Raw genomic sequence first — 13,666 nt, 5'->3', positions numbered from 1 at the left:
AGCATCCGTAATTTTAGGAACATATGATGTTACTACATTTACAACTTCTGTTTTTATGATGCTATCTTTTGCTTTTTCGGGTACTTTTTTTCTTGTGAATTTGCAACTGATATTACAAATAAAACAAGTAAAAGGATGTGTTTTTTTATTAATTTAATCATTGAACTCTTTTTTGTTTTTAACAAATTCTAGTTTTGGCTATTAATAGACTCGTTTGTTTTGGCTTCTTTATTTTTGATAGCTCTAAGCTCATTGCTAGCTTCTTCTGTAATATCTTTATGCTCGGTAAAATTTTTGATAATATTTTCTAAAATATAGGTTGCTTGATAAGCATCATTTAAAGCATAGTAATTTTTAGCCATTACGATGTAACTTTTAACACCCCAATATTTATAAGAAGAATAATTGGCGATTAAGTTTTGCACCGCTTTATTTGATGCTTCATAATCTTTATTTTCATTTAAAAAGAAGGCGTTATAATATAAACTTTCTGCTTTTAATTCGCCAGTTGCATTTTTGCTAACTTCATTAAAATACTCTTCAGCAGTTATAAAATCATTGGTTTTAAATGCAGAACGTGCAATAATTACTTTTGCATCTTCAGAAATATTAGTATCTATTTTATCAGTAGCTAATACTTTTTCGGCATAAGTAATTGCTTTTGAGTATTCTTTTCTTTCGTAATAACCTTTCATTAAATTACTTTGAGCAAAAGTAATATTCTGCGGATAATTAGCTGCTTTTTCTAATTTTTCTAGTACACTTATTCCGTTATTCCAATCTTCTTTTTCTAAATATATTTTAGCAATTTTGGTTAAAGATTCTTCTGTGAATTCATTTTTATCCTTAGTAATTACATAAGTATAATTAGGAATTGCATTATTAAATTGACTCGTGTTATTATATGCTTGTGCTAAATAAAAATGAGCTTTTAAAGCATGTATTCCTGAAGGAAAACCTTTAAGATATTTATTAAAACCTATAATTGCTTTTGTGTTATTGTTCTCTAAAAATTTATTTTCAGCAGCTTGATACGTTGCATTGTCAAGGTCTGCATCTGTAACATTTATAAAGATGACATCTTTAACCCAAACAGCATATTCATCTACTTTTCCAAGATCTATATAAATATTTTTAACATTGCTAACAGCTTGTTTAGCCTCTTTTGAATTAGGATGTTTTGCTACAACTTCTTTATATTTCTCTAAAGCTTTTTTCTTTTGATTATCATTATTGTACAATAATCCTTGACGTAAAAGAACATTAGGAATATAATTACTACTTTGATGCTTAGATAATAAAGTATCATAAGTTTCTTGAGCTTTAGCCGAATTATTTACAGTAGTATAAGTTGCTGCTAATTGAAATAATGCATCATCTTGTAATTGCGAATCTTTATATTCATTAATAAGTGTTTTAAAAGCTTCAATTTTAAGATTGTTTTTACCCATAAAACCATAACTCATAGCTTTTTGATATTGTGCATAATCAGCACCGACACCACCTTCATTAATTACTTTTTCGTATGAAGCAATAGCTTTTAAAAATCCTTTAGAAGCATAATAAGAATCACCTAATCGGTTAGAAGCATCATCATTTAAATTATTGTCATTTAATTTAGTATCTAAAAATTGTTGAAAATAAATTGCTGAGTTTTTATAATCTTTCAATTTAAAGTATGTGTATGCAATATTGTATGTTAATTTTTTAGATTCTTCAAAATCAGTATTTGTAATTCGTAAAAAATTAGTTAATGCATCTTGATAATTTCCTAATAAATAATCAGTTTCAGCAAGCCAAAAAATCCCTTTATTACTAACTATTTGATTTTCTGTTAAAGTTGCTCTTTCAAAATAAGGTTTTGCTATTTTTAAAGTACTTTCATTAAATAATTGAATTCCTCTATATAAAGAAACTTCGTTTGCAAGGTTTTTATTTTTTGAAGATTTAGTCGTTGCTAAATAATCTAAAGCACCTTGATAATCTTGTTGATGCAAATATGAAGTAATTAATAATTCACTAATTTCGGTAGCGCTAGCAGATTTAGGATATTTAGCTAAAAAATCTTTTAAAACCTCGGGAACACTTTTATATGGATTTCCAAGTTCATAACTTAATTTAGCATAACTTAACGAAGCACTTTCTGTTATTTTTAAATCGAAATCCATTTCGCTAGCATTTTTAAATGCATTTAAAGCTTCCGTTTTTTTCTGTGATTCTAAATAACATTCTCCTAAATGATAATAGGCATTTTGAGCAACTTTGTTGTTTCCTCCAATAATTTTATTGAAATTACCAATTGCTTCTTCATAGTTTTTTTGCTGATAATAAGCATATCCTAAGTAATAATAATCGGTATTTGTCCATTTTCCATTTTTACCTTTGTAGGCTTTCAAATATGGAATTGCATCATTATATTTTTTTAGATTGAAATAACTCTCTCCAACAATTTTAGAAATTTCAGAAATTTCTTTTTTATCTTTTGATTTTTTTAAAAGTTTTGTACCAATATCTGCAGATTTATCAAAACGACCTGCTTTAAAACTAATATCTAAAATATAATAATTAGCTTTTGATTGATAAGTAGCATCATTTGCTAATTGACTTAAATTATCTTCGGCTTCTCCAAAATTTTGTTGTTTGTAAGCAACATATCCGAAGTAATATCGGGCATCATTACCATAAGTAGGATTTCCTAATAAGGTTTTAAAACGTTCTTTTGCATCTTTTAAATAATTAGAAACTAATAATGCATAACCCATTTTATAGTTCAATTCATTTCTTTCAGGAGCACTTAAAAGCTCTTCATTTACTTTTTGATACCATTTTAAGGCGTGTGCTGCTTTTCTGTTAGCAAAATAATAGTTACCAACTTCTAAAAAAGCTTTCTCTTTTTTACTGTGATATGGATAGTTTCTTACAAAAGCGACTACCTTATCATTAGCGTTATTTTGGGTTAGTTTAATGGCACACATTGCTTCATAATAATCGGCATCAGCTTTGCTGTTTCGGTGCGGTTCAGAATTTTTGGAAACTTCACTAAACAAACCCTGTGCAGCGGCATAAGCCTTGTTGTTGTAAAGTTTTACCGCTTTGTGATAATCGGCTGTAGTTTCTGAATTAATAGCAGATTCTTGTGCTATTATAGTTGTTGAAAAAGCGATTAAAAACAATAAATAATAGCTTTTTTTATAACAAATAAATCTCATATTTTTTAGTTATCTAAGAACTATAACGTTCCTTTTTTATTTTTGTTGGTAAAGAATGCATCAAAAGTAAGAAATGTTATATAATTAAGTAATAAAATTTTAGATTTGTAAAAATCAATTAATATATGGAAAGACCTGTTTTACATCTTGAAAATGCAGATATTTATCAGCAAGAGAACTTAGTGTTGTCAAAAGTTAATTTCAGATTAAATAAAGGAGATTTTTATTATTTGATAGGAAAAACAGGAAGCGGAAAAAGTAGTCTGCTAAAAACTTTATACGGAGATTTACAATTGCAACGTGGTTTAGGTGAAATTGTTGGTTTTAATTTAAAGAAAACCAGACAAAAAGATATTCCTTTTTTAAGAAGAAAGTTAGGAATCGTTTTTCAAGATTTTAAACTTTTGAATGATAGAAATGTATTTAAAAATCTAGAATTTGTTTTAAAAGCTACTGGATGGAAAAATAAAACCGACATAGAATATAAAATTAATGAGGTTTTAGATAAAGTAGGAATGAAAGATAAATACTACAAAAAAACATTTGAACTTTCAGGAGGAGAACAACAGCGAGTTGCTATTGCAAGAGCTTTATTAAATGATCCAGAATTAATTTTAGCTGATGAGCCTACAGGAAATTTAGATCCTCAAACCTCATTAGAAGTGATGGAATTGTTAAATGAAATTCATAAAAGTGGAAAAACTATTTTAATGGCTACTCACGATTATCAGTTAATTGTAAAGTTTAAACATAAAACCTTAAAGTGTGAAGGTGGAGAGTTATTTGAAGTACAACAATCTATTTAGATTTATATAAAAAAACCCACTTCATAAATGAAATGGGAAAATTGCTATAAAAAACTATGAAAAAAAAACATTATATAATGTTTCTCATTTCATTAGTCGTACTGTTTTTTTAACCTTACAAATATTTTAAAAATAAAAATCCTGAGTAATTTAAAATTACTCAGGATTTATTTGATAGTAGAGTACTAAAAACTTCTTATAAGTTTAAAGCAGCATTATTATTTTTAACAGCATCTGCAGAAGAAGCTAAACTAGCTTTTTCATCATCAGATAAATTAATTTCAACAATACTTTCAATTCCGTCTTTACCTAAAACAACAGGTACTCCGATACATAAACCAGATAAACCATATTCACCGTCTAATAAAGTAGAACAAGGGAATATTTTTTTAGTATCACAAGCAATAGCTTGAACCATACCAGAAACTGCAGCTCCTGGAGCATACCAAGCAGAAGTACCTAATAAACCAGTTAAGGTAGCACCACCAACTTTAGTATCTTGTTTTACTTGTTCTAATCTTTCTTCTGATAAAAATTCAGAAACAGGAACAGAGTTACGAGTAGCTAAACGAGTTAAAGGAATCATTCCTTTATCAGAGTGACCACCAATTACCATTCCGTCAACATCAGAAATAGGCGCTCCTAAAGCTTCAGCTAAACGATATTTAAAACGAGCAGAATCTAAAGCTCCACCCATACCTATAATTCTATTTTTAGGTAATCCAGTTGCTTTGTGTACTAAATAAGTCATAGTATCCATAGGATTAGAAACTACAATAATAATAGTGTTAGGTGATTGCTCAACTAAACTAGTAGCAACCATTTTTACAATACCTGCATTGATTCCTAATAATTCGTCACGAGACATACCAGGTTTACGTGCAATACCAGAAGTGATAATACAAATATCAGAACCAGCAGTTTTTCCATAATCTCCTGTAGTTCCTGTAATTTTAGTATCAAAACCATTTAAAGAAGCTGTTTGCATTAAATCCATTGCTTTACCTTCAGCAAAACCTTCTTTAATATCTACTAATACAACTTCTGATGCGAAATTTTTAATAGCAATATACTCTGCACAACTTGCACCTACAGCACCTGCTCCTACAACTGTTACTTTCATATTTTTATATTTTAATTGTGATGATTAATTTAGTTGCACAAAAATAACGATTTGCACATCGATATAAAAACAAAACCCTATTGAAGTTTCAATAGGGTTTTATTTTGCTTTATTTATAAAGTTTCAGCTAGATAAACTGAAAGTTTTACGCGTCAATATTAGCATATTTTGCATTACGTTCTATAAAATCTCTACGAGGCGGTACATCATCTCCCATTAACATAGAAAACACTCTGTCTGCTTCGGTAGGGCTATCAATAACAACTTGACGTAAAGTTCTAAATTCAGGGTTCATTGTAGTATCCCACAATTGATCTGCATTCATCTCTCCAAGACCTTTATAACGTTGTATATTTACGTTTCCGCCTAATTTTTGAGCAATTAAATCACGTTGATTATCATCCCAAGCATATTCACGTTTTTGTCCTTTTTTAACTAAATATAAAGGGGGAGTAGCAATATAAATATAACCTTGCTCTACCATTTCACGCATATATCTAAAGAAAAATGTTAAAATTAAGGTAGCAATATGCGATCCATCGACATCGGCATCACACATAATAACTACTTTATGATAACGAACTTTTGATAAGTTTAAAGCTCTAGGATCTTCTTCTGTTCCGATAGAAACACCTAATGCGGTAAACATATTTTTTATTTCTTCGTTCTCAAAAACCTTGTGTTGCATGGCTTTTTCAACATTCAAAATTTTCCCACGAAGTGGAAGAATTGCTTGAAAATTTCTATCACGTCCTTGTTTTGCTGTTCCACCTGCTGAATCTCCCTCAACTAAGAAAATTTCACATTTTTCTGGGTCTGTTTCTGAACAATCAGATAATTTTCCAGGTAAACCACCAATAGACATTACAGTTTTACGCTGTACCATTTCTCTGGCCTTGCTTGCTGCGTGTCTTGCTGTTGCTGCTAAAATTACTTTCTGAACGATTGTTTTAGCATCATTCGGATTTTCTTCTAAGTAATTTGTTAACATTTCTGAAACAGCTTGTGATACTGCCGCAGAAACCTCTCTGTTTCCTAATTTTGTTTTTGTTTGTCCTTCAAATTGAGGTTCTGCAACTTTTACAGAAACAATAGCTGTTAATCCTTCACGGAAATCATCACCAGAAATTTCGAATTTCACATTTTTTAATAAGCCAGAATTTTCGGCATATTTTTTTAATGTTCCTGTTAATCCTCTACGGAAACCAGATAAATGTGTTCCTCCTTCGTGTGTATTAATATTATTTACATACGAATGTAAATTTTCAGAATATGAAGTATTATAAACCATTGCAACTTCAACAGGAATTCCGTTTTTTTCTCCTTCCATAGAAATTACTTTGGAAGTTAGTTGCTCACGCGTAGAATCTAAATATTTAATAAACTCAGGCAAACCTTCATCAGAATGAAAAACTTCAGAAATAAAATTTCCTTCGTCATCTGTGTTACGTTTATCTGTTAAAGTAATCGTAATACCTTTATTTAAAAACGATAACTCACGCATACGTGTTGCTAAAGTTTCGTAATTAAATTCAGTTGTTTGTTTAAATATTGTTTTATCAGGTAAAAAAGTAACAATAGTACCTGTAAAATCACTTTCTCCTATTTTTTTTACAGGATATAATGCTTTTCCTTTAGAATATTCTTGTTGCCAAACACTTCCTTCTTTATGAACCGTAGCCGTTAAAAGATCAGAAAGAGCATTTACACAACTTACACCAACACCGTGTAAACCACCAGAAACTTTATAAGAATCTTTATCGAATTTACCACCAGCACCAATTTTAGTCATTACAACTTGTAATGCCGAAACGCCTTCTTTTTTGTGAATTCCTACAGGAATACCACGACCGTTATCTTTGGTAGTAACAGAATTATCTTCATTAATAGTAACATCAATTGTATCACAATAACCACCCATTGCTTCATCAATAGAGTTATCTACTACTTCATAAACTAAATGATGTAAACCTCTAACGCCAACATCTCCAATATACATTGATGGACGCATTCTTACGTGTTCCATTCCCTCTAGGGCCTGGATACTGGAAGCATCATAGCTACCTTTATTTTCTTCGCTCATTATAAAAAAGAGTTAATTAAGTTTTGTTTTTAATGTCTTTTATCACAAAATAAATTAAATTTTTTTCTGCGGATAAAAAAACTAGCTAATTTTCTAAAAAAAGGATATGCTATTTTTAGATAAAACAACTACTACAAAAATACAATTATTTTAAAGCTTTTTAGCTGTTGAGGTTTAAAAATAAAGCTTTTGCGAATAATTTAAAAATGTCTTAAAACGCTTAAAAACATCTTTATAGTTTATTTCTTATTGTTTTTGAAACACGGTAAGTTTTGTATATGAAAAAACCTCGCAAAAGCGAGGTTTTAAATAATTAAAATTTAAAAAAAGAACAATTATTTAGTAAGAATCATCATGGATATTCGCAATTGCTCTACCAGATGGTTCGTTCATGTTTTTAAATGCTTCATCCCATTCTAATGCGATAGCTGTACTACAAGCTACACTTGCTTCTTGTGGAACGCTTAATGCAGCGGTATCACTAGGGAAGTGGTCTTCAAAAATAGTTCTATAATAAAACTCTTCTTTGTTAGTTGGTGTTTGAATTGGGAATCTGAATTTAGCGTTAGCTAATTGTTCATCAGTAACTTCTTTATCAACAACTTCTTTCAAGGTGTCAATCCAACTATAACCAACACCATCAGAAAATTGTTCTTTTTGTCTCCAAGCAACGCTTTCAGGTAACATATCTTCAAATGCCTTACGGATAACCCATTTTTCCATGCGTTCACCGTTAATCATTTTATCTTGTGGGTTGATACGCATAGCAACATCCATAAATTCTTTGTCTAAAAATGGTACACGTCCTTCAATTCCCCAAGCCATTAAACTTTTGTTGGCTCTTAAACAGTCATACATATGTAATTTGTTTAATTTACGAACAGTTTCTTCGTGGAATTCTTCAGCATTAGGAGCTTTGTGAAAGTATAAATATCCTCCAAAAATTTCATCAGCACCTTCACCAGATAATACCATTTTAACACCCATCGATTTAATAACACGTGCCATTAAATACATTGGAGTAGAAGAACGGATTGTAGTAATATCGTATGTTTCTATGTTATAGATAACATCTTTAATAGCATCTAAACCTTCTTGAATGGTGAATTTTATTTCATGATGAACGGTTCCAATATGATCTGCAACTTTTTGAGCTGCAGCTAAATCAGGAGAACCTTCTAATCCTACAGAAAAAGAATGTAACTGCGGATACCAAGCTTCTGATTTATCATCAGATTCAATTCTTTTTTGTGAGTATTTTTTAGCAATTGCCGATATTACTGAAGAATCTAATCCTCCAGAAAGTAAAACACCGTAAGGTACATCACTCATTAATTGTCTGTGAACTGCTGCTTCTAAAGCTTCTTTTACTTCTGAAATGCTGGTTTCGTTGTCTTTTACTGCTTGGTAATCAGACCAATCTCTTTTGTACCATTGTACAAATTTTCCATCTTTACTAGACATATAATGTCCTGGAGGAAATAATTCGATTTTAGAACAAGTACCTTCTAAAGCTTTTAATTCAGAAGCAACATAGAAAGTTCCGTTTTGATCCCAACCAATATATAAAGGAATAATTCCCATATGATCACGAGCGACAAAATATTCATCTTTTTCAGCATCATACAAAGCGAAACCAAAAATTCCATTTAAATCATCTACAAAATCAACACCTTTTTCTTTGTAAAGTGCTAAAATTACTTCACAATCAGAAGCTGTTTGAAATTCATAAGGATTTTTAAGGTTTTTAGCTAATTCTCTGTGGTTGTATATTTCTCCGTTAGCAGCTAAAATTAGTTTTTTATCAGCACTAAATAAAGGTTGTTGTCCTGAAGCAGGATCTACAATAGCTAATCTTTCATGAGCCATTATAACACTGTCATCACTATAAACACCACTCCAGTCTGGTCCACGATGTCTAATTTTTTTAGCCATTTCTAAAACCTGAGGTCTTAAACTATCCGAAGTTTGTTTTAAATCAAACGCACATACAATTCCACACATAATTCTACTTTTTATATTTTGATATTCAAATTATTAATTTTTCAATAATTGAATATTTTATTGTTCTTTTTTATACTGCAAATATCATATAAGAGTTTGTTTTTATAAACAATAATGTTCATTTTGATTACATATTTTAATTTTATTGTTTATTTTAGTTTGTTATTATAACTTTAAAATTGTTTTTATTCTTTTTAGATATTTTTTTATATAAAAACATTTAATTTTAAAATTGACAAGATTTTAAGGAACAAATTAATTATTAAAATAATTTTTATATCTTTGTATCATAATGATGAAACAAAACAACATATGGTGGTGGAACTCTCTTAATAAATAAGTGAGAAGAACCCTATATGTATATATTATATAAAGAAAAGGCTTATCTCACGATAAGCCTTTTTTGTTTTTAATAATAAAATTAAAATGAATAAAACAACATTCAAAACGGTTAGTAAAAAACGAATTTCAGATACAGTTACTCCAGTAGGTTTGTATTTAAGATTTAGAGATAAATATGCTAATACCTTATTACTAGAGAGTTCAGATTATCATAGTAAAGAAGAAAGTTTTTCTTTTATAGCTATTGAACCTGTGGTAACAATGAAAGTAGAAAATCACGATTTTGTTGTTTCTAAACAAGGAAAAGTTATTGAAAAAAACAGTATCGATAAGAATTTTTATACCTTATTTGATAGTTTTTCAAAATCGATAGATTTAGATTGTGATCCTGTCTTAAAATCGTTTAACGGATTATACGGTTACTCAACATATGATAGTGTACAGTATTTTGAAAACATCGCATTAAATGTAAAAGATGCACCGTCAAAAATACCTTTAATGCAGTATAGTTTTTACAGATTTATAATCGCCATCAATCATTTTAATGATGAAATGACGATTATTGAAAACGTAGAAGCAGGAACTGAATCAAGAATTTCAGAAGTAGAAACCATCATTGAAGCACAAGCTTTCAATACTCAAAAATTTGAAATCGATGGACAAGAAACTTCAAATTGTACCAATGAAGATTTTAAAGAATATGTTGTAAAAGCAAAATCGCACTGTAAAAGAGGTGATGTTTTTCAATTGGTTTTATCTCGTCAATTTCAACAAAAATTTAAGGGAGATGAATTTAATGTTTATCGAGCATTACGTTCAATAAATCCATCGCCTTATTTATTTTATTTCGATTACGGTTCGTTTAAATTAATGGGATCTTCACCAGAAGCACAAATTAAAATTAGTGCAGGAAAAGCAACCATCAATCCAATTGCAGGAACTTTCAGAAGAACTGGCGATATGGCGGAAGACATAAAGCTTGGTAAAAAATTATCCGAAGATAAAAAAGAAACTGCCGAACACGTAATGCTAGTTGATTTAGCACGAAACGATTTAAGTAAACATGCCGATAATGTAAAAGTTGAGGTATTTAAAGAAGTTCAATATTTTAGCCATGTAATCCACTTGGTATCGACTGTGCAAGGAAAAATAAAAGGAAATCCGATTGAAATAGTTGGAGATACTTTTCCAGCAGGAACTTTAAGTGGCGCACCAAAATACAAAGCGATGCAATTAATCGATAGCTACGAAAACCAATCAAGAGGTTTTTACGGAGGTGCAGTCGGAATAATCGGTTTAGACGGTTCGGTAAATTTAGCCATTGCTATTCGCTCGTTTGTTAGTAAAAACAATGTTTTATATTATCAAGCAGGAGCAGGAATTGTAATTCATTCTGATGAAGAAAAAGAATTACAAGAAGTAAATAATAAATTAGCAGCTCTGAAAAAAGCGTTAATTTTGGCAGAAAATATTTAGGGCGTTCGGGCGGGCTTTCCACTATATCTTTTTATTTGAAAAAAAATAAAAAGGATGCCGTTTCAATCCCTAACGCAAAAGCGAGTTTTAAGATATTATTTAGATTATTCATTAATATCTTAAAAAAATAAACAAACAAATTGACTTATAAATAACAACATTTATTAGGCAATTACAATTAGAAAAAAATGAAAATATTAATACTAGATAATTACGATTCGTTTACCTACAATTTGGTACACATGGTAGAAGATATTACAGGTAATTTGCCAGACGTATATAGAAACGATGAAATTTCGGTTACAGAAATTGACAGATATGACGTTATTATTTTATCACCAGGTCCAGGAATTCCTGACGAAGCAGGTATTTTAAAAGACGTTATAAAACAATACGCAGGTAAAAAACCTATTTTTGGAGTTTGTTTAGGTTTACAAGCAATAACAGAAGTTTTTGGCGGAGCAATAGAAAACATGGGAGAAGTATTTCATGGTGTTGCTACAGAAATGGAAATCATCAAAAAAGATGCAGTTATTTTTAAAGATATTCCAACTAAATTTAAAGCAGCAAGATATCATTCTTGGACAGCCTCTCACGATAATTTTCCATCAGAATTAATGATTACGGCAAAAGATGAGCAAGGAGGAGTTCAAGCAATTCAGCATAAAGAATTTAATATATCGGCAGTTCAATTTCACCCAGAATCAATATTAACAGATGTAGGTGAACAACTTGTTAGAAATTTTTTAAACAACGTTAAAAAATAAAATCTTTTAGAACATGAAAGAAATTTTAAATAATTTATATCAACATAAAAGATTAACAAAACTTGAAGCAAAACAGGTTTTAATTGATATTGCTTCAGGAAAATTTAACGAAGCACATTTAGCATCATTTATGACTGTTTTTATGATGCGTCCAATTTCTGTTGATGAGCTTGCAGGTTTTAGAAATGCGTTAATTGAATTGGCTATAAAAGTTGATTTTTCAGAATATAATACTATTGATATTGTAGGAACTGGTGGCGATGGAAAAGATACGTTCAATATATCTACAATGACCTCTTTTGTAGTTGCAGGAACAGGACAAAAAGTAGCAAAACATGGAAATTATTCCGTATCTTCTCAATCAGGCTCTTCTGATATGTTAGAAAGTTTCGGATATCAATTTACAAATGATGAAGCTATTTTAAAATCGCACTTAGAAAAAGCAAATATTTGTTTTTTACACGCGCCAAAATTTCATCCAGCAATGAAAGCGGTGAGCGCAACAAGAAAAGAATTAGCGTTAAAAACGTTTTTTAATATGTTGGGTCCTTTGGTAAATCCGAGTTCACCAAAAAATCAATTATTAGGAACGTTTAATTTAGAAGTTGCACGTTTGTACAATTATATTTTGCAAGAAGAAGGAACTAATTACGGAATTGTACACGCACTTGATGGTTATGATGAAATTTCATTAACAAGCGGATTTAAGTTATTCACTAAAAATGGAGAACAATTAATTAATCCAGAAGATTTAGGACAAAAAAGATTACAACAATCAGATGTTTTTGGAGGTAAATCGGTTGCTGATGCAGCTAAAATATTCAAAAATATTATTGAAGGAAACGGTACTGAAGCACAAAATAGTGTTGTGTTAACAAATGCTGCATTTGCTTTAAAAATTGTTGATGATAAAAAGAGTTTTGAACAAGCGTATCAAGAAGCAAAAGATTCTTTATTAGGATTGAAAGCAAAAGAATGTTTAGTCAAATTAATAGCATAAAGTAAAAAGTTAATTATAATGAGTTACTAAAATTTAAAACTCATAAAAATTACAAAAGCATAAAAAAATGACAATATTAGATAAAATAATTGCCTTTAAGAAAACAGAAGTTGCTAAAATTAAAGCAGAAGTTCCTGTTAGTAAATTGGTAAAGAGCCCAAATTTTAAAAATGCCCCTTTTTCATTAAAAAAGTCATTATTAACAGTAGGTTCAACAGGAATTATTGCCGAATATAAACGTAAATCTCCATCAAAAGGAATTATTAACGATACCTCTACAATATTAGAAGTAACCGAAGGATATTTAAATGCCAATGTTGCTGCTCAATCTATTTTAACAGATACTTCTTTTTTTGGCGGAACAATGGCAGATTTGTTAGAAGCTAGAACTGTAAATCAGCAAATACCAATTTTAAGAAAAGATTTTATTGTTGATGGTTTTCAAATTGTTGAAGCAAAAGCAATAGGAGCAGATGTTATATTGTTAATTGCGGCTTGTTTAACAAAACAAGAACTTAAAAATTATGGACAATTAGCAACCGATTTAGGTTTAGAAGTTTTATATGAAATCCACACACAAGAAGATTTAGATAAAATTGGTGATTTGGATAATAAAATTATCGGAATTAATAATAGAAATTTAAAAACTTTTGAAGTTGATTTAGAACATTCTATCAACTTAGCTGGACAAATTCCTGATACCGCAATTAAGGTTTCAGAAAGTGGAATTTCAGATCCAAGGATTATTACAGGATTAAAAGAACATGGTTTTCAAGGGTTTTTAATAGGAGAAAATTTTATGAAAACAAAAAATCCTGGAGAAGCTTGTAAAGATTTTATCGCTCAAATAAGATAA

General features: G+C 29.8%; 9 protein-coding genes. 5 read left to right on the top strand and 4 right to left on the bottom strand.

Features of this window, described 5'->3' with window-relative positions; translation table 11 throughout:
* Nucleotides 1–188: 188 nt before the first annotated feature.
* On the bottom strand, nucleotides 189–3,209 hold the full coding sequence (locus PG913_RS10070) for a tetratricopeptide repeat protein (RefSeq protein ID WP_271230596.1): 3,021 nt from the start codon (nucleotides 3,207–3,209) through the stop codon (nucleotides 189–191).
* Nucleotides 3,210–3,334: 125 nt separating this feature from the next.
* On the opposite strand from PG913_RS10070, the gene PG913_RS10065 reads away from it, so the two are divergent.
* Entirely contained in the window at nucleotides 3,335–4,015 is a 681-nt protein-coding gene (locus PG913_RS10065; protein WP_271230595.1) for a cell division ATP-binding protein FtsE, read from the top strand.
* A gap of 196 nt (nucleotides 4,016–4,211) precedes the next feature.
* On the opposite strand, the gene mdh is transcribed toward PG913_RS10065, so the two are convergent.
* The 3 genes from mdh to asnB all read right to left on the bottom strand — a co-directional run bounded on the left by mdh (nucleotide 4,212) and on the right by asnB (nucleotide 9,225).
* Nucleotides 4,212–5,138, bottom strand: a complete 927-nt coding sequence (gene mdh / locus PG913_RS10060; RefSeq protein WP_271230594.1) for a malate dehydrogenase — start codon at nucleotides 5,136–5,138, stop codon at nucleotides 4,212–4,214.
* A 145-nt stretch (nucleotides 5,139–5,283) separates the two neighbouring features.
* Entirely contained in the window at nucleotides 5,284–7,221 is a 1,938-nt protein-coding gene (gyrB, locus tag PG913_RS10055) for a DNA topoisomerase (ATP-hydrolyzing) subunit B (protein ID WP_271230593.1), read from the bottom strand.
* A gap of 339 nt (nucleotides 7,222–7,560) precedes the next feature.
* Nucleotides 7,561–9,225: an asparagine synthase B gene (gene asnB, locus PG913_RS10050; RefSeq protein WP_271230592.1), complete on the bottom strand. Its 1,665-nt coding sequence runs from the start codon at nucleotides 9,223–9,225 to the stop codon at nucleotides 7,561–7,563.
* A 426-nt stretch (nucleotides 9,226–9,651) separates the two neighbouring features.
* Here asnB and PG913_RS10045 point away from each other — a divergent pair, with 426 nt between their 5' ends.
* The 4 genes from PG913_RS10045 to trpC all read left to right on the top strand — a co-directional run bounded on the left by PG913_RS10045 (nucleotide 9,652) and on the right by trpC (nucleotide 13,666).
* On the top strand, nucleotides 9,652–11,043 hold the full coding sequence (locus PG913_RS10045) for an anthranilate synthase component I family protein (protein ID WP_271230591.1): 1,392 nt from the start codon (nucleotides 9,652–9,654) through the stop codon (nucleotides 11,041–11,043).
* Nucleotides 11,044–11,231: 188 nt separating this feature from the next.
* Nucleotides 11,232–11,810: an anthranilate synthase component II gene (locus PG913_RS10040; RefSeq protein ID WP_271230590.1), complete on the top strand. Its 579-nt coding sequence runs from the start codon at nucleotides 11,232–11,234 to the stop codon at nucleotides 11,808–11,810.
* A gap of 13 nt (nucleotides 11,811–11,823) precedes the next feature.
* Complete coding sequence (gene trpD, locus PG913_RS10035) at nucleotides 11,824–12,810, top strand: anthranilate phosphoribosyltransferase (RefSeq protein ID WP_271230589.1); 987 nt, start codon at nucleotides 11,824–11,826, stop codon at nucleotides 12,808–12,810.
* A gap of 67 nt (nucleotides 12,811–12,877) precedes the next feature.
* A complete protein-coding gene (trpC, locus tag PG913_RS10030) occupies nucleotides 12,878–13,666 on the top strand; it encodes an indole-3-glycerol phosphate synthase TrpC (RefSeq protein ID WP_271230588.1) in 789 nt (262 codons plus the stop codon).

The sequence above is a fragment of the Tenacibaculum pacificus genome, from assembly GCF_027941775.1.
GTDB classification, from domain to species: domain Bacteria; phylum Bacteroidota; class Bacteroidia; order Flavobacteriales; family Flavobacteriaceae; genus Polaribacter; species Polaribacter pacificus_A.
This window is presented reverse-complemented; position numbering and strand designations above follow the sequence as displayed.